Origin of the sequence: Clostridium senegalense JC122 (assembly GCF_000285575.1) — a bacterium.
Lineage (GTDB): Bacteria > Bacillota > Clostridia > Clostridiales > Clostridiaceae > Clostridium_J > Clostridium_J senegalense.
On sequence record NZ_HE611055.1, the window covers coordinates 83,814 to 109,006 of the forward strand.

General features: G+C 24.1%; 20 protein-coding genes and 2 pseudogenes. 7 read left to right on the forward strand and 15 right to left on the reverse strand.

Annotated elements, in window-relative coordinates; genetic code table 11:
- Positions 1-408: 408 nt before the first annotated feature.
- Positions 409-777, reverse strand: coding sequence for a hypothetical protein (locus tag CSGHG_RS17765; RefSeq protein WP_010299120.1), 369 nt, complete (start codon positions 775-777; stop codon positions 409-411).
- Between the two features lie 351 nt (positions 778-1,128).
- On the opposite strand from CSGHG_RS17765, the gene CSGHG_RS17770 reads away from it, so the two are divergent.
- Positions 1,129-1,890 (forward strand): DUF4931 domain-containing protein, encoded by a 762-nt coding sequence (locus CSGHG_RS17770; RefSeq protein WP_010299122.1) that lies wholly within the window; start codon positions 1,129-1,131, stop codon positions 1,888-1,890.
- Between the two features lie 62 nt (positions 1,891-1,952).
- Entirely contained in the window at positions 1,953-2,162 is a 210-nt protein-coding gene (locus tag CSGHG_RS17775) for a cold-shock protein (RefSeq protein ID WP_010299124.1), read from the forward strand.
- Between the two features lie 61 nt (positions 2,163-2,223).
- On the opposite strand, the gene CSGHG_RS17780 is transcribed toward CSGHG_RS17775, so the two are convergent.
- Entirely contained in the window at positions 2,224-5,520 is a 3,297-nt protein-coding gene (locus CSGHG_RS17780) for a collagenase (RefSeq protein ID WP_010299125.1), read from the reverse strand.
- 371 nt (positions 5,521-5,891) lie between these two features.
- A complete protein-coding gene (locus CSGHG_RS17785) occupies positions 5,892-6,758 on the reverse strand; it encodes a radical SAM protein (protein ID WP_042317097.1) in 867 nt (288 codons plus the stop codon).
- 158 nt (positions 6,759-6,916) lie between these two features.
- Here CSGHG_RS17785 and CSGHG_RS17795 point away from each other — a divergent pair, with 158 nt between their 5' ends.
- Positions 6,917-8,437, forward strand: a complete 1,521-nt coding sequence (locus tag CSGHG_RS17795) for a WG repeat-containing protein (protein WP_010299129.1) — start codon at positions 6,917-6,919, stop codon at positions 8,435-8,437.
- A 69-nt stretch (positions 8,438-8,506) separates the two neighbouring features.
- Here CSGHG_RS17795 and CSGHG_RS21335 read toward each other — a convergent pair whose 3' ends face one another.
- From CSGHG_RS21335 to CSGHG_RS21350, 11 genes and pseudogenes are all read right to left on the reverse strand, one after another.
- Entirely contained in the window at positions 8,507-10,540 is a 2,034-nt protein-coding gene (locus tag CSGHG_RS21335; RefSeq protein ID WP_010299131.1) for a methyl-accepting chemotaxis protein, read from the reverse strand.
- Positions 10,541-10,783: 243 nt separating this feature from the next.
- Entirely contained in the window at positions 10,784-11,062 is a 279-nt protein-coding gene (locus CSGHG_RS17805) for a GTP-binding protein (RefSeq protein WP_026022441.1), read from the reverse strand.
- A gap of 19 nt (positions 11,063-11,081) precedes the next feature.
- A complete protein-coding gene (locus CSGHG_RS22875; RefSeq protein WP_081496348.1) occupies positions 11,082-11,663 on the reverse strand; it encodes a GTP-binding protein in 582 nt (193 codons plus the stop codon).
- A 290-nt stretch (positions 11,664-11,953) separates the two neighbouring features.
- On the reverse strand, positions 11,954-13,387 hold the full coding sequence (locus CSGHG_RS21345) for a sensor histidine kinase (RefSeq protein ID WP_010299138.1): 1,434 nt from the start codon (positions 13,385-13,387) through the stop codon (positions 11,954-11,956).
- On the reverse strand, positions 13,371-14,033 hold the full coding sequence (locus CSGHG_RS17825) for a response regulator transcription factor (RefSeq protein ID WP_010299141.1): 663 nt from the start codon (positions 14,031-14,033) through the stop codon (positions 13,371-13,373). The genes CSGHG_RS21345 and CSGHG_RS17825 overlap by 17 nt, the downstream gene beginning before the upstream one ends.
- A 122-nt stretch (positions 14,034-14,155) precedes the next feature.
- Positions 14,156-14,926 carry a C39 family peptidase gene (locus CSGHG_RS17830; protein WP_010299143.1) on the reverse strand — a complete coding sequence of 257 codons (771 nt, stop codon included), beginning with the start codon at positions 14,924-14,926 and terminating at the stop codon, positions 14,156-14,158.
- 1 nt (position 14,927) lies between these two features.
- Positions 14,928-15,590 carry an ABC transporter ATP-binding protein gene (locus CSGHG_RS17835; RefSeq protein ID WP_010299147.1) on the reverse strand — a complete coding sequence of 221 codons (663 nt, stop codon included), beginning with the start codon at positions 15,588-15,590 and terminating at the stop codon, positions 14,928-14,930.
- A gap of 27 nt (positions 15,591-15,617) precedes the next feature.
- Complete coding sequence (locus tag CSGHG_RS17840) at positions 15,618-17,084, reverse strand: ABC transporter permease (RefSeq protein ID WP_010299150.1); 1,467 nt, start codon at positions 17,082-17,084, stop codon at positions 15,618-15,620.
- 159 nt (positions 17,085-17,243) lie between these two features.
- Entirely contained in the window at positions 17,244-17,615 is a 372-nt protein-coding gene (locus CSGHG_RS17845; RefSeq protein WP_010299154.1) for a C-GCAxxG-C-C family (seleno)protein, read from the reverse strand.
- Positions 17,616-17,789: 174 nt separating this feature from the next.
- Complete coding sequence (locus CSGHG_RS17850; RefSeq protein WP_010299156.1) at positions 17,790-18,320, reverse strand: MORN repeat-containing protein; 531 nt, start codon at positions 18,318-18,320, stop codon at positions 17,790-17,792.
- Positions 18,321-18,396: 76 nt separating this feature from the next.
- Positions 18,397-19,124 (reverse strand): annotated as a pseudogene (locus tag CSGHG_RS21350) (HAD-IB family hydrolase).
- Between the two features lie 606 nt (positions 19,125-19,730).
- Here CSGHG_RS21350 and CSGHG_RS17860 point away from each other — a divergent pair.
- Complete coding sequence (locus CSGHG_RS17860; protein WP_010299160.1) at positions 19,731-21,749, forward strand: methyl-accepting chemotaxis protein; 2,019 nt, start codon at positions 19,731-19,733, stop codon at positions 21,747-21,749.
- A gap of 280 nt (positions 21,750-22,029) precedes the next feature.
- On the opposite strand, the gene CSGHG_RS21355 is transcribed toward CSGHG_RS17860, so the two are convergent.
- Positions 22,030-22,443: a GDSL-type esterase/lipase family protein gene (locus tag CSGHG_RS21355; RefSeq protein ID WP_010299162.1), complete on the reverse strand. Its 414-nt coding sequence runs from the start codon at positions 22,441-22,443 to the stop codon at positions 22,030-22,032.
- A 396-nt stretch (positions 22,444-22,839) separates the two neighbouring features.
- Between CSGHG_RS21355 and CSGHG_RS17875 the strand changes: the two genes are divergently transcribed.
- The 3 genes and pseudogenes from CSGHG_RS17875 (at position 22,840) to CSGHG_RS24470 (ending at position 25,153) form a co-directional block, all read left to right on the forward strand.
- Positions 22,840-24,180: a methyl-accepting chemotaxis protein gene (locus tag CSGHG_RS17875; protein ID WP_010299166.1), complete on the forward strand. Its 1,341-nt coding sequence runs from the start codon at positions 22,840-22,842 to the stop codon at positions 24,178-24,180.
- A 283-nt stretch (positions 24,181-24,463) separates the two neighbouring features.
- A pseudogene (locus CSGHG_RS25130) lies at positions 24,464-24,886 on the forward strand (ABC transporter substrate-binding protein); the annotation flags it as partial.
- A 66-nt stretch (positions 24,887-24,952) separates the two neighbouring features.
- Positions 24,953-25,153, forward strand: a complete 201-nt coding sequence (locus tag CSGHG_RS24470; protein WP_010299177.1) for a hypothetical protein — start codon at positions 24,953-24,955, stop codon at positions 25,151-25,153.
- The last annotated feature ends 40 nt before the right edge of the window (positions 25,154-25,193 follow it).

Genomic DNA, 25,193 nt, shown 5'->3' on the forward strand with positions numbered 1-25,193 from the left:
AAATTTATAAGAGGATATACCCTAGACCTAATTTTTAAATATTTACACATTTGATTCGATTTTATATTTTAATATTGATACTGCATTTTATCATTTACATGTAAGCTCCTCAAAAAATTCTTTTAATTTAAATATCTTTTACTATTAATTTAAATTATAATTAAGAAATAGTAAACCTATTTTATTATAATTTAAAAATTAACAGGAAATAGTACAAAAAATTAACTATTATTTAATATATTATACATTAAATAAGTCATTATAATAATGTTTTTAATAAAAAAATTAATATTAATTATTTAATACAAAAAAGCATGAATGAAATAACAATCATACTTTTTTATTATATTACAAAATATTTTAAATTTTTTATTCACTTAGAAGCACCGCTCCACCAATTACAATTTTTCATTTTTTATTTTTAGGTGTTGTAAATCCTCTTACTTTTATTATATCTCCAATTTTTAGATTTGAAATATTTACACCTTTTTGAAATCCTATAGCTATATCCTCTTCTCCCTCACTTGATATAATTATTCTCTTATTTTTTGTACTTTTAACTTTTAATTTAACTTCAACAACCTTTTTATAAAACTTTTTATTGTTTTTAATTGACATTTCTTCACTTAATTCCTTTGGTGTTATACATACTATATCACTACTCTTAGCTTCTTTCACTTTTTCATTAGCATACTCTATAATTTTATTTATTCCAAATATCCCTCCTATAATTATAACTAATATAATAAAACTTGATATTATCACAGTTCGTTTCATATTTTATACCTCCTCAAATGCCTAAAATTCAATTTTAATTCATATATTTATTCTAATAATTTTCTATAACATACATTGTAATTAACATTATATTGTATAAACCTTTACTATATCTTTAATAAACCTTAAAATAACATTAATTTTTAATAAATATTAGTTTAAAACATGTCTTTTTTCATTACCTTTTTAATCTTTTACCTTAACACTATTTTCATTCTTTTATGTTATAATGTATAAATAAGTACTTAAAATGTTATAAACTCTAAGTCGATTTTTAATTGAATAAACTCTAACATGTATCAAAATATAATTTTGTTTATTTAATTTAATGTTTTATAAGTAGGTGACAATATGAACGACGATAAATATATAAATTTTCTATACAGTATAGGTGCAAGTAAGCCTAATAACATAAATAAATCGAATATATCTTGCCCTTTTTGTGATAAATCTAAATTAAGCAATATATTAGATGAGGATGAAGATATTATTCTTTTAAAGAATAAATACCCTACCCTTGAAAACTCATTACAATTAGTAATAATTGAAAGTGATAAATGTGATTTAAATATGTCCTTTTACTCTAAAGAACATATAAGAAAGTTGTTTGATTTTGCAATTAAGCATTGGTTTAAATTAAGAGAAAGTAACAAATTTAAATCTGTAATTTTATATAAAAATCATGGACCTTTATCTGGTGGAAGCTTAAAACACCCTCATATGCAAATAATAGGTCTTAATGATATAGATTATGAAGATACTTTAAAAGACATATATTTTCGTGGAGATATAATCCATAAAGATAAACATTGTGAAATTAATTTATCAGATAAGCCATTAACTTGCTTTACTGAATTTAATGTTATTATAAAAGATATTGAAGATATAGATTACCTTGCAGATAACGTACAAAAGGTTGTTCACTATATTTTAAATAATTATAGATCGAACTGTGATAGTTTTAATCTATTCTTTTACTGTTGGCATGAGGAAATAATTTGTAAAATTACACCACGTTTTGTTACATCTCCTCTATTACTAGGATACTCATTAAAACAAGTTCCAAATAATAATGATGAAACCATTGATTCTATAAAAAAATTATACTTTTAGTATAATTTCCTTATATTTGCAAACACTAGTTATTGAATTTAATTTTAAAGGAGAGCGTTAAAATGACAATGTATAATGGTGTTATTAAATGGTTTGATAATTCAAAAGGATATGGATTTATTTCTGCAAATAATGGAAATGATATATTTGTTCATCATTCACAAGTAAAAGAAAAAGGAAACGATAAAGATTTACATGAAGGGGAACAGGTTGAATTTGATATAACAGAAGGTTCTAAAGGGCCTATGGCAATTAATGTCCAAAAACTTTAATTTTATTATTTAAAATAAAAGACCAAAATTAATTAATTTTGGTCTTTTATCGTTAATAAAATTAATTTATCTCCACAGTATATTTTCCGTTATCCTTTGAAAAATTATATACATATAAATAATATTTACCCTTAGTTGCTTTATATGAATTTTTATAAATATTGTTATCTATTTGAGCAAATGAAACATAGTTATCTAAATCTTCTTCCTTATAAAGTAACCAATTTAAGCCTATATTGTTCATATTATTTAAAACTATATTTATATCTTTATCCTCATCTAATTGAAATTTAAAAATATCTACATTATCATCATCACTTAAATTTCCATTTATAATTTTATTTAATTCCACCATATTAGCTTTTTGAAAATCATTATTAGGTTCACTTTCCATAATTATATTTTTACTAAATTCACTAGATATTTTAAACTCATACTTTCCATCTTCATAATCATACTTATAAATATTTATATAATACATTCCTGGCTTAGTTACTTCATATTCTCCATTTAACTTATCATCCATTGGATAAGCTACAAATTCATTTAGATTTTCTTCATTAAATAATGTCCAATTCATACCTATATTATCTAAATTATTAACTTCAATTTTTAATTTATCTGGATTTTCAACTTTAAAGCAATATACATCAACATTATCATTACCTAATAAGGACCCTTTATAACTTTTATTTAAGTTTGGTACCAAATTTGCTTCTTTAAAATTATTATTAGGTTCTAAATCAATATTATCCTCTTCATCTATATTTTTTTTCTCAACTTTTATTGTTAATACTTTTTCTCCTAATGCACCTTTATCATCTTTAACTTTTAAAACTATATTAAATGTGCCTTCTTTTTTATATACATGGGTTGGATTTACTTCATTAGATGTATTTCCATCTCCAAAATCCCAAAAGTATTCTACTATTTTTCCATCACTATCTGTGGAATTTTTTGAAGAAAGTGTAATAGTCTCTCCTACTTTACAAACATTAGGACCATCTATATTAGCTGTTGGTGGATTGTTACTAATGTTTCCATCCCCTAATATGCCGGTAAATATAACATCATATTCATATTGACCTTGACTATTAACTCTATGATTTACAAAATAACAATTTATAGTTTTATAACCTGACCATTCTAAACCACCTAATTTTTTCACAAAATCATTAGACTTTTCATTCATTTTTTTCCAATCTTCAAGTTCACCATAAGATTTCTCACCTATATAAGTTCCTCTTAAAGTAAAAGTATTGAAAAATTGTCCTTTTTCTTCATTAACTGTAGTATTTTTAATATTAGAGATTTTTTCTATATTAGAGTATATTAATTTTGAATTTATATCACTATGATTTTTTAGATAATCGTCTGAAACTAAAGGTGTTGTAAGATTCTCATAATTTTTCACTAAATTCTCCATATGAGACTGATATTGATTATTTATATCATTATCTAAACTTAAAGTTGCTATATAATCATCATAACCCTTTACATCATTTGATTTAATAGTTTTTATAAACTTATTAAAAACATCCATTCTATTGTTATACATGTAATCTGAAAATGCAAACCCATAATAATAGAACTCCCAAGATCCATACTTAGAATTAAATAGTTTTTCTGCAGTGAATCTATTCGATGGATTGCTATCTAAACCTGAAACTTGAGATTTTCTAGCAAGTATATTATTTTCTCTAGTTGAACCTGCAAAGAATTCCGCTGTTCCTTCTTCAAACCATGTTAGTCTTGAATCTTTTTCTTTGTAAAAATCTCCTCTACCCCATAATCCAGGAACTAAATATCTACCTTGAAGATAATGTGTATATTCATGACGGAAAAGTTCTTCTAAGCTAAATATACTATCATCAACAGTCCTTTCATATGTGAAAAATGTTCCTATTCCTTCTATATAAATTCCACCATTATCAGTACTATATCCATATAAAGATGAATTCATCTTATACTCTTTAGGGCTATTATAAATAACCATAGTTAATATATCATCAGCATTTCCTTGTTCAAGTTCTTTATCATTTCCAACTACTCTATGAAATTGAGATCTAACTTCTTTAGATGCCCAATAAAGCCTTTCCACTTTTTCTTTTGTTACTTTATCTCCTGTTTTTATTATCATTTTACCATCTTCAAATGTATAGGTATTAGGCAAATAATATTTCTTTCCATCTTCTTTTATTTTTTCTAAATCAATTGTTTTGCCTGTACTTAAAATTCCATTAAAATCATATTGAATTGATTCTATAGCTTTAAAGTACTGTTCTCCTAAATATGGATAAACATTTAAAACATTTTCTACTTCCTTTTGTTTTTCTATTGGATTACTGTAAAATTTAGCAAATTTTCCCGTTAAATATATTCCACAATTAATTAACCAACTATTTTCTTCTGTTACATTTTCATCCTTTATAAATTTTGATACTTCATCTATGAATTTATCTATTCTATTTTTCCAAGGAGCATTACTTATGTCACCATTATTATTATACAAATATGAAGATAATTCATATTCTACTCCTTTTACCACTTCAAATACTGCATTCGATTTTGAAATATCTTTTATATATACATTTCTATTTTCATTATATTGCTTAATTATCTTAGTAAAATTATTTACAATTTCTTCATTACAAGTGGTATTTCCTATTAACATTCCAAGTGATTTAATCGTTTCATTTTGACCACTTTCTCCTAGTTTAAAATTGCTGTTTTTTTGGATTTCTAACATTGAAGGAATACATTTTTGTCTATAACTTAATTCATAAAGTTCATTTAAAGGCTTATTATAATAACCTAAATAAAACCCTGATCTTAAAACTTCTACTATTGTAGGTATACCTTTGTCATCTGTTGCAGTGTATATCTTTCCTTTTTCACCTAATGCATTTATTAATGCTTCCATACGATTTTTATCTTTATAAAACTCATAAGAATCATCAGTAAATTGAAATAATCCTTCTATTTCATACCAATTACAATTTGATATTGTTTCTACTAGCGTTTTATAGTCTAGTGTATTTAAATATTTCATTGTATAATTGCTGTTTGCTTTTAAATTATATTTTTTTAAATTTTCATTTTCATCATAAGTTGAATCTAACTTTCCTTTTATTTGATCTTTATAATCATTTTCTGCTTCAGCTGTATTTTTAAAATGTTCGAATCCATAACACTCATCACTATCCATGTTTTTTTCTGATACAGCCTCGTTTTGTATTTGCGGTTCTTTGTACTTTTGTTCATTATTTTCTTTTGCTAAAACTATAAAATTTGAATTTACGGTAATTACTGCTGTAACTACTATGAAACAAATACTTTTTAAATGTTTTCCTTTCATTTAAGCCCCTCCATCTTTATCTAGAGTTTCTTAACATTTATCCATTAAGATGTTTAATTTAAATAAATTATTATGGAAACTCATATTAAACTAAAAAATAAATTCCAACCTCCCATTTTGAAAATTTCGATAATTTTGATTTTATATCATCATTTTAACTATCGATTCCTAATATAAAAATATTAGCTTTAATTTTTCTTTATTAAGAATTTTCCTTTTATATTATGCCGAATATTCTTTATTTGTTAAAATAAAAAGCTGTTTTAAAATAAGTTTCAACTCCTATTTTAAAACAGCTAATATTTATTTATCTTCTATTAATTCATTAATTTCTACAGCCATAAAATTTTCTACATTTTTATTTTTAAACTTTAAAGCATTCTCTCTACTTCATCCCTTATATCTCTATTTTCTAATGCATTATCAATTTCTCTTATTAATTTCTCCCTATCTTTTGGTAAATCCCCTCTTAATAGTAAGTAATTTGATGCATGGTTACATCTAAATACAATTTTCTCTTTTGAGTTTATGTTTTGAAGAATATTTCTGATTTCTTTTAATACCTCTATATCAGATAAGACTAAAAACTTCCCACATTTAATATCTTTATATAGTTCTGTGTTCTCTTCTATCATAAGACTAAGAACACCTAAGAAATCAGGACTAATATCACTAATAAGCTTTCCCGTGTTTATACTATGCTCTATTGTTCTACCTTTGCCTCCAATACCTGCAATCACAGTTACAGATAAAAGTATTCCACTTTCTTTTACTTTTAACCCTGCATTTAATAACTCACTAGAAGCAACACCTTTATTTATATAGTTTAGTACCAAATTATCTCCACTTTCAATTCCCATATAAATCATAGATAATCCTAATTCTTTTAATTCTTTAAGTTCATCTATAGTTTTATATAATATAGATTTAGGCGAACCATATAACGTAATTCTCTTACATTCTGGAAAAACCTTTTTTATATATTTAAGTATTTCCTTTAAAGTATCTATAGGAATTATTAGTGCATCTCCATCTGCTAAAAATATTTTTTCAACCTTTCCATATATATTTCTAAATATATCTATTTCTTTTTTTATTTCCTCCAAGGATTTTATAGTAAATTTTTTAGATTTATACATACTACAAAAATTACATTTGTTATGAGAACAGCCTAAAGTTACCTGAATAATTAAGCTGTATGCTTCACTTGGTGGTCTATATAATGGCATATTATACATCATAAATTATTTCCTCCCTAGTTTTCACATTGTTATAATCTATCCATGTAATAATACAATATTTCACACAAAAATTCAAAACATTTGAAATTTTTTCTATCTTCCATGTTATAATACTTTTAACTGTAAATATTTTAAATGTACTTAGAGGTGATATAATGAAACTTAACAAAATTTTTATTACTTTCTTCTTTATTTTTTCTATAACACTTCTTTATGGATGTGAAAATAAAAATTACAACTTTGAAAATGCCTTTGAATTTAAAGATGATATAGCTCGTGTGGAAACAAATAAAAAGTTTGGTTACATAAATAAAGAAGGTAGCTTTATAATTAATCCCAAATATGAGGATGCTCTTAATTTTTCGAATAAATTTGCTTGGGTTAAAAAAGATAATTTATGGGGATGCATAGATAAAAATGATACTATTATACTAAATTTTGAGTATGAAAATGTAATACCAACATATGAAGATAATTCATTTATTGTAAAACAAGATAATAAACTAGGATTATTTTATGATGGCAAAATCACAATATTTCCTATGTTTGACGAAATAACTCCTAATATAGATTCAGATGTATTAATTGTTAATGATGGAAATAAATTAGGCTTATTTACTTATACTGGAGATACCATATTAGATCCAATCTATTCTGACATTTCATTTAAATCTAATTTAGTATGTTTTATGGTTAATAATAAATACGGCATTCTAAATTTAAATACTAATAAAAAACTAGAATCACTTTCCGACACACCACTAAACTTCATTGATAATATCTCTATTTTTTCATGTAATGGTAAATATGGGTATATTGATGTAGATGGCAATATTTTAATAGAACCTACATTTGAAAATGCTCTTTATTTTAACGCCTGTAATTTAGCTAGTGTTAAACTCAATAATAAATGGGGGGTTATCAATAAAAGTGGAGATTTTATAGTAGAACCTAAATATGAAGAAATTGTTTATAATGAATCTTCTGATTATGATTTTAAAGATAATTCTGATTCTTCTACATTTCTGATTAAGCTCAATAATAAATGGGGATTACTAGACTCCTATGGAAAAGAACTTTTAGAACCAACTTTTAATTATGCTACTCCCTTAAATAATGAAACTTTTGCCATAAGTGAAAATTCTTCTATGTGGGCATTAGCTAATACTAAAGGAACTATTCTTAGTGATTTTAAATATAATAGTGTATATTTTTTTAATAATAATTTTATTATAGAAAAGGATGGTAAGACAGGCTATGTTTCAAATGATTGTAAAGAAATTCTTCCAATCAAATATGATGAATTAAATTCTTCTCCTGAATTTTTATTACCAGAAAATTATGATATAACTATAGAAGACTTTTACTCTTCTTATATAGAACTTTATAATCAACAACTCAATAATTATATATATATTAAACTAGATAATAAATTTGGTGTCTGTAATAAAGATGGAAAAATAATAATAGAGCCTAAATATTCCAGAATTAAATACTTAAACAAAGATTATTTAGCAGTATTAGAAGATAACCTATGGGGCATCCTTGACATAAATGGAAATGTTATAATTCCTCCTAAATTTAATGACATAGGGAAATTTAACGCAGATTTAATTCCTGTTAAAGTAGCTAACCATTGGAGATATGTGGATTTAAAGGACAACTTTATTATATAAATTTAATTTCTTATAAAATAAATAAAGTATTAACTGAATTTTTAATTTAGTTAATACTTTATTTTTATTTTATCTGTTTTCAGTTTTAAATTTTTTCAACTTAATATTTAAATCTTCCGTCAATTTAAACAAATTACTAGCTGAATTGGCTATTTCTTCACTGGAACTGTTAAACTCCTCTGTTGATGCTGATATTTCCTCTGTAGTTGCCGATATCTCTTGTGATATTGAAGTTGAATTTTCTATTTTTATAATTATATCATCTTTATCCTCTTTTATATTATTAGAATTATTATAAGTATCTTTTATAATAGGGTTTATTTCTCCTAAAGATTTAGATATTTCCTCAAAAGAAAAAATTGCCTTCTCAATAGCTTGTTTTTGTAATTGAACTTTATTATCTAAAATATTAGTTTCACTTATAATATTTTTACTTTCATCCAAAACACCGTCTATAACATTACTTATTTCAACTACAGAATCTTTACTTTGCTCTGCAAGTTTTCTTATCTCATCAGCCACTACAGAAAAGCCTTTACCTGCCTCTCCTGCTCTAGCTGCTTCTATAGCTGCATTTAATGCTAGTAAGTTAGTTTGTTCTGCTATACTATTTATAACATATGTTATTTTATTTACCGAATCTATTTTACTATTCATACCTTCAATAGTAACTAAAAATTTCTTAAATATATCATCAAAATCATTTATAGAGCCAAATAAATTTTTCATATCTTTATTACTAATATTAGCTTTATTTACAACTTCTGTAGAAACTGCATTTATATTTTTTATATTTTCAATCATTATATTTATTTTTTCACTAAAATTATTCATTATATTATCTATATAGTTCAACCCTGAACATTGATTATCATTACCTTTTACCGATTCTTGTATCGCACTAGCTATATTTTCTGATGACAATACCATCTCCTCTGATACTGCTGATAATTCTTTTGAATGTTCTGTTATTATATTGGAACTATCTTTTATAGAAATTAAAATTTCACCTACAGACTCTTTAGTTTTATTTATAGCTTTATATATATCTCCAATCTCATCGCCTTGATTAATATCCTTTTCATCTATAGTTAAAGTAAAGTCTCCTTGTGATAAAAGTGATAATTTATTTTTTGCCTTAACTAATTTCTTAGAAAACTTATTTGAAATTCCCAAACTTAATATTATAGATAATAATAAACTTATTAATACACTTATTGCTAGCGCAAGTTTTAATTTATTTAAACTTTTTAAAACTATAGATTCTTCTACTAAAATACCAACTGACCAGCCATTTGTATTTTCAATAGGTGCATAAGCTAAATATTTATCAATGCCATATTTATATTTAGATATACCTGTTTCTCCTTTTATCATCTTTTTATGTATCTCTGCTACATTTTTTGAAAGTTCATCTTTTTCTGAATTTTTTATTTCATTATGCTTATTTATTACATCATCAAAATTGGCACTAGCAACTGAGTTTCCTTCCTTGTCCAATATAAATGCTGTTCCTTCGCCTTTTAATGTTACCTTTGCAATATTATTTGACATATCCTTGGCGTTTACATTAAACAATAGACAGCCAACAATTTTTTCTTTGCATTTGATTGGAACTGAATATATTACCACATATTCATTTATTTCTTTTATAAACCTTGGTTCTACTAAAGTTTCTTCTCCCTTTAATGCATTTTTAAAAAATTCTTCATCACTTATATTAGAATTTCTTTGACCATCTGTTGATTGATAAATACCATTTAAATCTGCAATTCCTATTGTTAATGCTTTTGTTTTTTCTGTAAAATCATTTAAAGTTTCGAGTTTTTTTTCAAAAGGAATATTCATGTCATTGATTAAATTATTATTACTTAATAATTTTGCTGTTTGAAAATTTTCATTAACATCCCTAGAAACAAGTCCAGCATTCTGTATTATTATATTGCTCATATTGTCTAAATCACTCTTTAATATTATTTTATTTGACATATAATTTACCATAAATAAAATAAACATAAGTATTAAAAAGAATGCCATAGATATAACAAATGTCATTTGAAATTTTATGTTTGCGTTTTTCAGTTTAATGTTTTTTAATCCCATATTACTTCTCCCCTTTTTTAATTTAATTCACCATAACACAAAAATACCCCTTTAACCTAAAAACTTAACACTTAAATAAATTGAAAATTCAACTTTATTCTACCATATAACTTACATATATTAAAATATTTATTTAATTTTATATTTTTACATTTAATTCTAAATCCATACTTGTTTTGAATGTAAAAAAGAAGTTGAAAATAACTTATTCAACTTCTTTTTTATCATCATACTTTATATAGTCTAACTAAAAAAATTATATAATAGTTCTTTATTTAGTTTTTTACCTATAATACAAATAACTCCCTCTTCCTTAAATTTATATGGTACGATGTTAAAACTTTTTAATACATAATCAAATTTTAATTGTTTACAATTATTACTTTTAACAATTCCTTTTGCTCTTATTATATTTCCAAATTCATTATCTTTTAATTTTTTCATAATATCTTCTAATTGCTTTTCTGTAAAAAACTTATTAGTTTTAAAAGATACGTTCTCAAATTTTTCTTCTACATTCACCCTATAATGTTTTTTATTTTTATTGATGTATTTTTTTAGGTTTTTTTATGTATTTTATAGTTGAAAAATCATTTTTATCTTCTCCCCAAAATATAATCTCTTCTCCTTGTACACTATCTGAATTACATATTATATTAGCATTTGAATTTATATTTTTTAAATCATCTTTAATCTTTTTTATCCTATCCTGAGATATATTTTCACACTTGGTTATAACAATAGATTTGCAATTAATAATTTGATTTTTATAAAATGCTCCAAAATTTTCAACATATTCATTAAAATTTTCCCCATCAATTACAGTAATAATCATATTTACATTAACCATACTATTTATTTTTTCATTATTAAATATTTTTAATATATCTGATAACTGAGCAACCCCTGAAGGTTCAATAATTATTCTATCCGGTGTAAATGATTCTACTACATTTATTATGCAATCTTTAAAATTTTCTGTTAAAGTACAGCATATACAACCATCAGTTATTTCTTTTATATCTATATTATCCTTTTTTAAAAATTTACCGTCTATATTTACTTCACCAAATTCATTTTCTATAATTACTATTTTTTCATTTAGAAAATTATTTTCAATAATTTTTTTATAAGGTTAGTCTTACCAGCACCTAAAAATCCTGAAATTATATCTAACTTAACACCCATAATTTCTCGCTCCCATCTCAACAAAATTTTATATTATTTACTAATAAGTTACAATTTATAATATATCAAGTTTTAATCATTTAATGAAGCTAAAAGTAAAATAATATTATATTATTATTTTACTTTTAATTATAAAAACTACTTTAATAATAATTTTTATTATTAAAGTAGCTTTATTTTAATCTTGAAAAATAATTTTAAATATTACAGAATTACTTTCGCTTGTTAAAAAATATTGTATTTTTTATGCATATCAAAAATTGTTTTTACAATATATAACCCTAATCCACTTCCACCAGTTTTTCTATTCCTAGACTTTTCTATCCTATAAAATGCTTTAAAAACCTGTTCTATTTCTTCTATTTCAATATGTGCTCCTGTATTCTTAATTATCAATTCTACACAATTTGAATTTCTTTTTAAATTTAATATTAATTTTTCTTTTGGTTTAGAATACTTAATTCCATTATTAATAATGTTAGTTAAGGCTTTTTCTATAAGCTTTTTATCTCCATATACAAATATTTCATTTTCTAAATTTATTATAGTAGAAATATCTTTTTCATCTATAAAAAATTTTTGATTTTTAACTATATCTTTTATGATTAAAGTTAAGTTTACTCTTTCAATATTTAACTTAAAATCATAATTTTCATATTTGCTTAAAAGTAAAATTTCACCTACTAATTCTTTTAATTGATCTAATGTACTTAAACATTGTTTTAGATATTTATCTCTATCTTTAAACGGTCCAATATTATATATCATTCCTTCAACTTGCCCTCTTATAATAGTTATAGGTGATTTTAATTCATGTGATATTGTAGTTAAAAATTCTCTTCTTCTTTTCTCTAATTGTCTTTCTTTTTCTATATCATTTTTTAATTGAATATTAGTATTTGCTAACTCTTCAATAGATTTTTGCAAATTATAGCTCATTTCATTTATGCTAGTAGATAATTGTGCAATTTCATCATTTCCTTTATAATCTAATTTATCAGTAAAATCTAATTTAGCTATTTTTTTTGAAATATTATTTATTCTTATAAGGGGAGAAGCCATTATTTTTGAATAAATTACAGAAGCTAAAATTCCTATAATTAATGTTATCATTACCATAAATGGTAAGAATAACAGAATCATTTTAGACATTTCTCGAACACTTGTCATTGGAGAGTAAATTATTATTAATACACATTCCATATTTAACTTTTTTAAATTAAAGTTTTTTTCCACTTGTAACATAGAATGTGATTTTTTTTTCGGTCTCTCTTCTCTTTTATCTAATTTATCACTTTCTTCACTTATCTCATCTTCAAATTCTGATATTTCATGCATAGCTTCCTTTTTGCTTAAACCTTTATTAGATGAATAAACTATCTCACCATCAATAGTCTTTAGTAAAACCATAGCATTATTTTTATATGTAAAATTATCCAATAAATTATCAATGTCTATATCTTTATTATTTTCTAAAGTTTTTACAGTATTTAAAATTTCATTATTTACTTTATAAGTTCTATATATATTGTAAAACTGCGGTAATAGAAAGTATAATAATATATATGCCACTAATGATGTTATTGTAATTATAGCTATTGTTATAAAGAACACTTTTTTCTTTATATTCACATTGTTCCATTTATTTTCCCAATACATATCCAATTCCCTTTATAGTTTTTATATACTTTGCATCTATTTTTTTTCTAATATTTTTTATATGAGCGTCTATTACCCTCATATCCCCATAATAATCATATACCCATACTTTATCCATTAATATTTCTCTTGTTACTACTCTAGGATAATATTCTATAAGCATTTTTAAAATATTAAATTCCTTAAGTGTTAACTCTATCTCCTTTTCTTTAAAATAGCCTTTATAACTATCACATTCTAATTTTAAATTTTCAAAAGTAATATTATTTTCTATGTGTAACTTATTATATCTTTTTAACACAGCTTCAACTCTTCTTATTAGTATATTAAAAGAAAATGGCTTAGTTATAAAATCATCACACTCAAGATCAAATGCTTTTATTTCATCGAACTCACTTTCAAGGGCAGTAAGAAATATTATTGGAATGTTTGAAAACTCTCTTATCATTTTACACAAAGTATACCCATCCATGTTAGGCATCATCACATCCAGTATAATCAGATTATAACTGCTATTTTTCACTTTTTTATACGCTTCTATTCCATCATTAGCAGCATCTACTATATAACCTTCGCTTTTTAAAAATTCTATGATTAATTCTTGTATCTGCAGATCATCTTCTACAACTAAAATATACTTTTCCACACTATCCTCCATAGTTAAATTTATTAAACCTAATTATATTTTATATTAAATATAATTAGGTTATTTTTAAATCATTTTATTTAGTATAATTTTTATTAATTCAATTTTAGTTAACTTAAAATCTATTCATAACTTAAAGCTTTACTTCCAATACTTTGCCAACTCTTAATAAATACTTGTTTATCTACAGCTCTATTTTTTTCATTAGTTAATGGATCGTTATAATATATATAATCTTTATCATATCCTGTTAACAATACTGTATGTTGATTAAAACTACAAGTTATTTCTTCTCCATCAACAATCCAACTAGCATCTAATGTAGGATTCCCAAAATCCGATGTTATCCAGACTACCACTGGTTTTCCATCACTTAAATATTTTTCTAACTTAAAATATGGTTCATCAGTTAAATCAACTGGATTTATATATTTTTCTAAAGATTCTATCATTGCATTAGGGTAAATGGCGAATCCTGCTTCTTCACCTGTAACATCTCCTACAAATCCTACATTTGGATTTCCCCATGATATTATTGTCCCATCAACATCTCTAACAATTTCTGTAGTGTCTATTTTCATTTCATTTGTTAATGTTAGTTTATCTACGTTAATCCCATTATAGTTAAGCATCATAGTTGTAGAAGTTATTTCACAACCATAAAGCAACTCTGGTAATTGACTCACTAATGGCACATCAAGTTTAACACTTTGTTTTGATGAAATCTCATATTGTTTCAAAGCATTTTCCACTGAAAATATAGGATTTTCAGATAAATTTTTTTCTGCAGCTAAATATGTACTATTTATAATAATAAATTTGAATAATATTATTAGAGATGAAGTTAATAATATTATCAAAATTATTTTTCTTTTTAACTTATATAAACGCATTTTAAACCTTCACCAAATTTTTATTAAAAAGCTTATAAGTAATATCCGATTTACGCGCTATTTCATTATTATGTGTAACCATAATAAGACATTTGTTTTCTTTTTTAACTATTTCTATAAACAAATTTACTATTTCATTAGCTGTAACTTCATCTAAATTTCCTGTTGGCTCATCTGCTATAATTAAATCTGTTTTTGAAACTAATGCTCTTGCTATTGCTACCCTTTGTTGTTGACCTCCACTTAAAGTTAAAACTTTTTGATTTGCTTCTTTTTCACTTATCCCCACCTTTTCTAACATTGAAAGGCATTCTTGCCTTTTATTTTTTAACTTTAATCCTCTTATAGACATTGCCATTTCTACATTTTGTAATGCCGTCATATAATTGAGCAAATTATATCCTTGGAAAACTATAGATACATATTTATTTCTAAAATTATCCAAACCTATTTTTCTTGTATCACTTTCTTTATAAAAAATTTTTCCTTCATCCTGTTTATCTAATCCTGAAACTAAGGATAAAAATGTTGTTTTTCCCGATCCTGAAGGTCCTATTATAGTATAAAATTTTCCTTTTTCAAAAGAAATATTTAAATTTTTTATAATTTCCTTTTCTTTATCATAATTATAACTAACCTTTTCAAGTCTTAATAATGATTCCATGTAGTTTCCTCCTAAGTTTATAGTTGTCTACTGATGTTTACTTAATATATTTTTAGGGTTAAGTCTCATAATAGATATAGATGGTACTAAGATAGATACTATCGCTATTAAGATTGTCACTACTGACATTTTTCCGAAATCTATTATAGTAATTTCAATCTCCATACTATCAATAGTTTTTACACTGCTCTCTTCCCTCATCATACCAGCTTTATCTTTCATCTCACTATCCATTCCTGTTATACCCTTATTTGTACTACTACTTGTCTCAATTTGATTAGATAAAAGGTTTGTTGCCATTACATTACTTACTTTATTACCTACTATTCCTGAAATTCCTATTGCTAATACTAATATAATTAATATTTCACTAATAAATTGACTTATTATTTTAAATTTTTTCTCACCTAAAGACATTAATATACCAATTTCCATAATTCTTTCTTTTATAGAAAGCATTATTATAAGTGTTAATATCACAGCACCTGAAATAACTCCAATATATAATGTTATTCTAGCAAATGATGCAACTGATTCTATAGAACTTACCATTTTATCATAAGTCTTACTATTAGCATCTAAAGTATATGTTTCAAAATCTATATCTAATTGATTTCCTTCATTTACAAAACTCTCAACATTTAATGGATCATCTATTTGAAATTCCGCTTTATCTGCTTTTCCAGTATATTCTTCACCTTTAAATATATTTACGAATGTATATGGAACATATATTTTATTATATGGACTCATTGATGGACTCATAAATCCTTCTGTTGTGACTTCTTCATTAGATTTAAATACACCAATAATCTCCAACTCATTGGTAATAGTTGAATCATTACTCTTAGAAACTGTTATTTTATCATCAACTTTAAGGTTATTTTCACTAGCTAAAGTTTCCTCTATCATAGCAACCTTAGTATCTATATCTGTAGTTGTAATCATTCTACCATCAACTAAAGTAATTTCATTATCTTCATATTCTTCTACAAGTGATGCATCAGATACACCTTGTAAATTTATATCTCCAAAACTCATCCCTTTTCCTTGACTATGACCTTCATTAAATTTAATATCATTATTATTAGTTTCATTGTTAGTATTTGCATTTTCACTTTCTTCACTAACTATTGGTTCAAAACTATCTGCATTTACATAAGTTGTACTTATTAAATTATATGACTTAACATGCTGAAGCTGAGCCAATTGTTCTACATCTGATATATTTATTGGTGTACTTTTCATTCTTACTTTTTTATCTTCATTACTACTTTCATTTGACATTTTGTTTCTCATATTTTCTGAATCAACTTTTAATGATACTGTAGCGCCTAAACTCTCCCTTGCTAATTTTTGTGAAGCTTTTGCTGCACTTTGTATAGCTATACCTGATAATACAACTACACAAACTGTTAATGTAATAATAAATAAAATTAAAGATTTTACTTTCTTTTCTTTTAAATTTAAAAATGCTCTAAACAAAAAATTCATTTCTTCGCTCCTTTTTATTTTGTCCCATATTTGCTTACAAATACATATTAGAAAGTCTATCTATAAGTGAAATGAATTCAATGTGAATTTAATATGAATTTTTAAATTTAAAAATTCAACTAAAAATAGGTCATCTTATTAAGACGACCTATTTTTATATTAATTTTCTTTTTCATTCATAATTTCTTTTAATGCATCATATGAATATTCTATTATTTCATCACATGATACACCTTTTCTTTTAAGTTCTATACAATCAAAAGTTCCATATTCTTCTTTTATTTTATTCATTAAAAGTCTTCCGTATTTTCTAGCTTCATTAGGATCCTTAGCATTTTCTCTTCCTTTAGTTGCCCCTAAAACCATCATTGCGCCAGTAATTGCACCACAAGTTGTTCCAACTGACATACCACCACCAAAAGGAGTTGCTATTGATACTGGAATATCTAAATTATTTTCTTCATTTATTGCTTTGATTATAGATTCAGAACAGTTATATCCTTCTTTATGAAAATCTAATACTTTTTTCATTATTACATACCTCTTCTCAAATATATCGTTTTATTTTAATATATAGTTTTAATATTTCAAATTAATTTTAAATCATTGTGAAAAATTTTTCAAGTGGATTTTTTATTTATTAATATTATTTTTTATAAATAAAACACATTTAGATATTTTATAATTCTAAATGTGTTTTCACTATTAATCTATTTTAATTCCATTTTTAAAAGTGCAATGTTTTACATTACCATTTACATCTATTATAGTAAAATCACCATCTACATTATCATTAGACCATTTACCTATATATTTTTCTCCTTCTACTGTTTCTAATATTCCGTCTCCATGCTGCTTATCATCTTTCCAAGCTCCTGTATATTTATCTCCATTTTCCCATAAATATATTCCACTACCATCTTTATCATCATTGTTCCATTGACCTATATAACTTTCACCATCAGACCAATAATATATGCCGTACCCATCTTTTAAATCTTCTTTCCAACTCCCTATATATTTTTCTCCATTGGTCCAAATCATAGTGCCTTCTCCATGCATTTTACTTTCATGCCAATAACCAATGTATTTCGTCCCATTTGCATATGTAAAAATACCAAATCCATGTCTTCTTCCATTTTTTCTTTCCCCTTGATAAACTCCACTTGTGCTATGATCATGACTATGATTTATTTCAATATTTTCATTTTCATTAACTTTCGAATTTTTTTCCATTTTGTTTCTCCTCAATACATCTATTTTTATTTTTTACGATGGATTTACACCATAAATAAAAGTTTTGTTATATTTTTTATAAAAATTGTATATTATTAATATCCAGATTATATGTTACATCCTTACGTTCAACTATAACCTTTATTTTTTCTCTAACTTCATCGTTTTCCATCACTTTTGCTAAAAGTTCTTTTGTTGGATTTATTGCATAAGGAATACCTACTGATTTAAACATAGTAAAATCCCCTGATGTATCTCCATACGCAAAACTTTTATCAAGCTCTATATCATATTTTTCTGTTAGTTCTTTTATAGCATTTTGTTTACTTTCCGAATCCCACATTGGTATTATTTCTCCAGTATAATTGTCATCATCATCCCTTAAGTATATAGACCCTTTATAATCATCCATATTATATTTATTTGACATTTCTTTTACAAGTTCAATTGGTGAACCTGATATTGCAATTACTTTATGTCCTTGCTCCTTATGCCACTTTATTCTCTCTCTAGTAAAAGTATAAACCCTATCACCTTTTTGTTCTATAACTTTTTTAGCTATATATTCTATATGATGCCTGTCCACACCTTTTATTGCTTCTATATATATATCAACCATTTTTATAAGGTATTCATCATAATCACCTTGTCTTTTATCCCATTTAATAAATGCTGGACGAACTTCTCTATACCATTTTTTTTCATCTACAAGCTCATACTTAATTATTTTTTAAAAACTTCTGTTATTAATCCTTCTCTATAAATAGTTCCATCTATATCAAAAAATGCTGCTATATTTCCCATATAATCATCTCCTTCATTCAATTTTTGTATTTAATAGATTTTATCATATTTAAAATAAATTGCAATTATTTTAATAATTTTTATACCAATATTACTATTACTAATCCATTCAAGATTATTTGAATACGTTAAGTAAACTATTACATTTGAATTAACTAAACAGTTTTTCCATATACAAATACATATTTTTCAACTTATTATACCATTAAAACTAATATAAAATATACCTCATAATGTCGTGTTTTTTTACAATTTTCAACTTTTTAGTCAATGATTTTTACATATATTAATGGTAATATAAATATATGGTATAAAATTTTAATTAATATCTAAAGTAAATCAATAATTACTTGATAATTAACTAAGAAGGATTTATTTTAAAATCTTTTATTTCTATTAAAATCATTATCACATGTTAATTTATTTTAATTATTTTTTATTAAATGCTTCCCTACTCTTTGGGAAGATTAAAGCTTTATAATAAATATTTTTAATGTTACTTAATACATTATCTATCATGATGTTATGGCTTTACAAAAGATAAATCTAGCTCATTGAGCATAGTTGATTTTTTAAATATAATAATTTGAAAGTAAGGGGTTATTTATGGGGAAAAATTTCAAAAAAGAAAAAATGTATAACAAAAAAATTAGTTTAATATCAGCTATATTAATATTAATGATTTTTACTTCTATTATTCCTATAGTAATACTAGGATTTAGTAATTTAAAAAATAATTATAATAACATATCTAATGTTTATTTAGCTAAAAGCTCTAACAGTATTAATTCTATTTCTAATAATATTTCTACACTTGTAAACATAAATATTAATTTAATAAATTCACTTTCTAATGATGAATATGTTTTAGATAATATAAACAGTAAGAGTTATGATAAATTACTCAAATATTTTAAAAATATAAAAGATAATAACGAAACAGTATCCTTTGTATATTTCAGTGACACAGAAGGTAGATTTACCTCCTACCCTTTAGAAGATACTTCAAACTTCAAGCCACTGGAGACAACTTGGTATAAAAGCGCTATGGATTCTGATACATTGGTAATATCTCCTCCATATATTGATGGCGTAAATGGATTAAAAAACATTACTATTTCAAAACAAATCAAAAATAAAAAAGGTGATATTTTAGGATGCTTAGGTATAGATATTTTATTAGATAAAGTTTGTGAAAATATATCCGAAACACCAATAGGAACCGATGGATTTTCTTTAGTTACATATAAAGATTCATCTGTACTTGGTAGTAGTAATAAAAATTTAATGGAAGTAAATTTACAGGAAACTGATTGGGGTAAAAAACTGCCTAACATAAAAGATAGTTCAGTTTTAACTATAGAAAATAAAAAATATGTAGTAGAAAAACATGTAGATGAATCTTTAGGTTATACAACTTATGGTTTTATATCAAAAGAGGAGATAAATAGTGTAGTTTTCAAATCAATATTAAATGTTATTATAACAGTATGTTTAACGTTGATATGCTCTATTATAATAATAATTTTAACTTCTATAGTATTAAAAAAATCTATATCTAATTTAACATCAATTGTATTAAAATGTAAAGATGGAGATTTCACTGAAAAAATTGATACAGACAATATTAAAATCAATGACTTCTTTCATATTGGTCACTCTATAAATTTAATGATAGATGATATTACTATAGTCTTAAAAGAAACTCATAAAATATCTAATTATCTTCTTAATGCATCATTAAATTTTAAAGACATTATAAGTGAAGTAAATTCTTCTAATAATGATATTGCTAGTGCTATTGGCCAAATAACTGAAGGTGCTACTTGTCAAAGTTCTATGTTAGAAAATAGCGTAAATGCCTCTGAAAATTTTGGATGTGAAATTGATAATATATCAAGCTATGCAAAAGATATATCTTCAAAATGTAATGAAGCAGAAGATGCAATACTAAATGGAAAAACCATTATGAATGAATTAAAAGATATGTATGGTAAAAATACTATTTCAATAAATACTGTAGTTGATAAAGCATCTTTACTTGAAGAAAATTCCAAAAAAATTAATATAATTTTAGATACTATAAAAGATATAACAAATAAAACAAATCTTTTATCTTTAAATGCCAGTATAGAAGCTGCTAGAGCTGGGGAGGCAGGAAAAGGTTTTGCAGTTGTTGCTAATGAAGTAAGACTTTTAGCAGAACAATCTAGTAATTCTGCTAAAGAAATTGAAGAAGTTATTATAGAAAACTTAAGTAACATAAAATCTGTAAATAATGAAATTTCATCTTCTCAAAAGATAATTGAACTTAGTTCTGGAAAAACTTTAGATACTTTTAAGAGTTTTGAAAAAATTACAAATTCTATAGATGCTTTAAAAGAAAAAATTAATTTCACATCAGAAGCTATACTAAAAGTTAACGACTCTAAAGAAATTTTTATACAAAATCTTCAAGATATATCTGCTGTTTCACAAGAAGCTGCCGCTTCAACTGAAGAAGTTAATGCATCTAGTGAAGAACAACAGGGTAAATTTAAAGAAGTAACAATACAAGCAGAAGATTTAAATAATATCTCTAACACTTTAAATGATCTAATATCAAATTTTAAAATTAATGAATAAATATTAAAAGGGCTTAATAAGCCCTTTTAATATTTATTCCAAATTTTTAATTTTAGCCTATAATTTTGTTAATGTATACTTTTTAGTTTAATCAAAACACATATTAATAAATAATTGTGCTATTATAATATATTTTTTAAACCATTTAATAAGCTTTCATACACAATACAGTTACCTTTATAACTTAGATGTACTCCGTCTGTATATAATTCTTCGTTACAATTATTAAATTTTTCTGTCAAATTTACAAATTCTATAGAGTTTTCCTTACAAATACTTTTTAGTTTTTTTCATAATCATCAATAAGATAATTTATATCTTTATAATTGCAATAACAATCCCATTTTTCAATTGCCATATTTTCTGACATTTTAGGTGGAGAAAGTATTATTGGTATTATTCCTTTTTCTAAAGATTCTTTAATAATTATTTTTATATTATCTAAAGTATCACTAATTTTTCTATTACATAAAAAATCATTGCTTCCACCTAATATAATAATGATATTAGGATTATGCAAATTTATTTCTGATGTTAATCTATTCATCATTCCCACTGTTGTATCTCCATTAATTCCGGAATTTATAAATTTACATTCTTTATATTTATTTTTTATTAAATAAAACCAACTTTCTTTTAAAATTACTCCATATCCATATGTTATGCTATCGCCTACGCATAATATAGTCTTCAAATCTTTCACCCCTTAAATCTAATTAATACTTAATATTTTAACCTATATTTATATTATTTTAAATTTTAAAGTATAAATTTAAAACATATTAATGTTAACTAATATATAATTTAAAATTTTATATATTTTTTTATTTTCAAAATAAATTAAATATTTTGTATAGTTGAATAATTCATAAAATGTTATTATAATCTTAATTAGTATGATTTGTAAATTTTTAATAAATTTAACATTAATATTTTATTAAGAAATCTCATCTTATTCAATAAATACTAAATTTATGGAGGTCATTATGTTATTTAAAAAAATAAAAAATCTAATAGTGAGGGCTGTAATATTATTACTATTGATAATGAAAAATTTGATTTTTCCTCCTATAATCAAAATATTTCTTTAATGAAGTTAAATAAAAGAGTAGATGAAACCTATTATTCAATAGATAATCTTATTAAATCTATTTCTGAGATAAATTATGCTGTTAATAAACAATCATCATCAATTCTTAAAGTTATTGATGAATTTGAAAACTATGCGTCATTGGCAGAAGAAGTATCTGCTAGTATAAATTCTTCAAGTGAACAATCAAAAGTAACAATTGAAACTGTAGAAAATGGCATGTCTTCTATATCTAAAACTATAACCTCTATGTTTGAAATAATAAAATCTGTTGATTCAATAAAATCAGAGGTAAGTAACTTAAACGTGAAAATTACTAATATAAATGATATTCTTATTCAAATGAAACAAATTTCTCATCAAATCAATTTACTTTCATTAAATGCCTCAATAGAAGCTGCTAGAGCAGGTGAACATGGTCGAAGTTTTAGTGTAGTTGCAACTGAAGTAAAAAAATTAGCAAATAAAAGCAAAGATTTTGTTGAAATAATTGAAAATATAATATTAGATATAAATTCTAGTGTATCTAATACTATGAAAACTATAAAAAATAGCGATAATTCAATTAATATTGGTATAGAATTAGCACAAAAAACAACATCATCATTTAATAATATTTCTACTGCAACTAATAATACTGAATCTATCATTAAAGAAATAAATAATGCTATTGAAGAGCAGTTAAAATCAATAGATTACATATCATCTTGTACAAATGATATGAGAGAAGTTTCTGATAAGACTTTTTCTCTTGTGGAAAATGCCATAGTAAATTCTCAATTTGCTAAAACTTCAGTAGATGGATTTATAAACTTATGTGAAAACATAGAAAATAAAGATATTTGTATATTAAATAAACCTAAAACCTCTATTAAAACTATACTTAATTTTAATGATGAACCTTTAGATGCAGCTAAAGCTTATAGTGTAGATCAAGCTACTCTTGGCTTTAATATTTGTTCTCAATTATTAGTTCAAAGACAACATTGTGACATTACCGCAGGTATAGCTAAAACATGGTATTTAAATGAAGATAACCTTACTTGGACTTTTAAACTTAGAGATAATGTTAAATTTCATGATGGCAACATTTTAACATCAGAAGATGTTAAATTTTCATTAGAACGTTTGTATAATTCAAAAACTAACTCATCTAATTATTGGTTGCTTAGTCCAATAGAAGGTGCAGATGACTTTAGAAATGGTAAAGCACAGGATATCAGTGGAATTAAAATTTTAGATAAATACACCATTATGATAACATTGCACAATCCTTACTCTGGGTTTCTTAAAAATTTAACTCAGCCTTCTTGTTCTATCTATGAAAAAAAACATATATAGCTAATAAAACTTTAGTAAGTTGTGGACCTTTTAAAATCACTAAAAAAACTTCAAATATAATTATTCTTGAAGCTTTTAATGATTATTATAATGGTAGAGCTTATGTAGATGAAATTATAGTGACTAATGAAAAAGAGCCTTTATCATTGCTAAAAACTGAAGGTAATTTAGATTTTTATAAAATTTCTTCTGTATCTAAAGAGGTTTTATCCCTTTGTGATAATTACAAATATAATAATTTAATATTATATCCATCTTTGTTAACTAATATGTATTTTTTAATTTTAATAAAAATAGTATTTTTTCAAAAAATAATCTTGCTCGTCAAGCTCTTAATTATGCAGTAAATAAAGAAGAACTTATTAAACTTTTAGCTTGTAATAATGCAGAAGCTTTTAAATCTATTTTTCCTAGAGCAATATTAGATTTTAATAATGATGATATTTTTAAATATAATCCTAATAAAGCAAAGGAACTTTTAAGTAAGTGTAATTACTGTAACTCTAAAGACACTTTAAAAATAGTACATAGTAAAAATGATGATTATATTAATCTTCTTATAAACTATTTTGAAGCTGTTGGCATAAGGTGTGAGAAAATTCTCGCCAATGAAAAAGGGGTATATCATCCTGATAATTATCTTAAATCTGATATTTTCCCAGCTTTTTGGATTGCTGATACTGGTGATGCTGACAATTACTTAAGACCATTATTTAATATAAATTCTGCTTTCTTTAAAAACAATTATAATAATGAAAAAGTAAATTCATTAATGGACAAAGCCTCTGAATGTATTGTACCTGATAAAAGATATAATCTATATAAAGAGTTGAATAGTGTTATGTTAAATGATTGCCCTGCCATATTTTTATTTAATCCTAAGTGTGGTGTTATATACAATAAAAATAAAGTAAAAAATGTAATTGTGAACCCAATTAATAATATTCTTTTTGATGAAATTATAGTGGAATAACAAAAAGAGCTTTCAAAATACAAATTTGAAGGCTCTTTTT

Bases quoted from the DNA above. Each gene is read 5' to 3' on its own strand.
- CSGHG_RS17765 (WP_010299120.1), bottom strand. From the start codon at position 777: ATGAAACGAACTGTGATAATATCAAGTTTTATTATATTAGTTATAATT.
- CSGHG_RS17770 (WP_010299122.1), top strand. From the start codon at position 1,129: ATGAACGACGATAAATATATAAATTTTCTATACAGTATAGGTGCAAGT.
- CSGHG_RS17775 (WP_010299124.1), top strand. From the start codon at position 1,953: ATGACAATGTATAATGGTGTTATTAAATGGTTTGATAATTCAAAAGGA.
- CSGHG_RS17780 (WP_010299125.1), bottom strand. From the start codon at position 5,520: ATGAAAGGAAAACATTTAAAAAGTATTTGTTTCATAGTAGTTACAGCA.
- CSGHG_RS17785 (WP_042317097.1), bottom strand. From the start codon at position 6,758: ATGTATAATATGCCATTATATAGACCACCAAGTGAAGCATACAGCTTA.
- CSGHG_RS17795 (WP_010299129.1), top strand. From the start codon at position 6,917: ATGAAACTTAACAAAATTTTTATTACTTTCTTCTTTATTTTTTCTATA.
- CSGHG_RS21335 (WP_010299131.1), bottom strand. From the start codon at position 10,540: ATGGGATTAAAAAACATTAAACTGAAAAACGCAAACATAAAATTTCAA.
- CSGHG_RS21345 (WP_010299138.1), bottom strand. From the start codon at position 13,387: ATGTATTGGGAAAATAAATGGAACAATGTGAATATAAAGAAAAAAGTG.
- CSGHG_RS17830 (WP_010299143.1), bottom strand. From the start codon at position 14,926: ATGCGTTTATATAAGTTAAAAAGAAAAATAATTTTGATAATATTATTA.
- CSGHG_RS17835 (WP_010299147.1), bottom strand. From the start codon at position 15,590: ATGGAATCATTATTAAGACTTGAAAAGGTTAGTTATAATTATGATAAA.
- CSGHG_RS17840 (WP_010299150.1), bottom strand. From the start codon at position 17,084: ATGAATTTTTTGTTTAGAGCATTTTTAAATTTAAAAGAAAAGAAAGTA.
- CSGHG_RS17845 (WP_010299154.1), bottom strand. From the start codon at position 17,615: ATGAAAAAAGTATTAGATTTTCATAAAGAAGGATATAACTGTTCTGAA.
- CSGHG_RS17850 (WP_010299156.1), bottom strand. From the start codon at position 18,320: ATGGAAAAAAATTCGAAAGTTAATGAAAATGAAAATATTGAAATAAAT.
- CSGHG_RS17860 (WP_010299160.1), top strand. From the start codon at position 19,731: ATGGGGAAAAATTTCAAAAAAGAAAAAATGTATAACAAAAAAATTAGT.
- CSGHG_RS17875 (WP_010299166.1), top strand. From the start codon at position 22,840: ATGAAGTTAAATAAAAGAGTAGATGAAACCTATTATTCAATAGATAAT.
- CSGHG_RS24470 (WP_010299177.1), top strand. From the start codon at position 24,953: ATGGACAAAGCCTCTGAATGTATTGTACCTGATAAAAGATATAATCTA.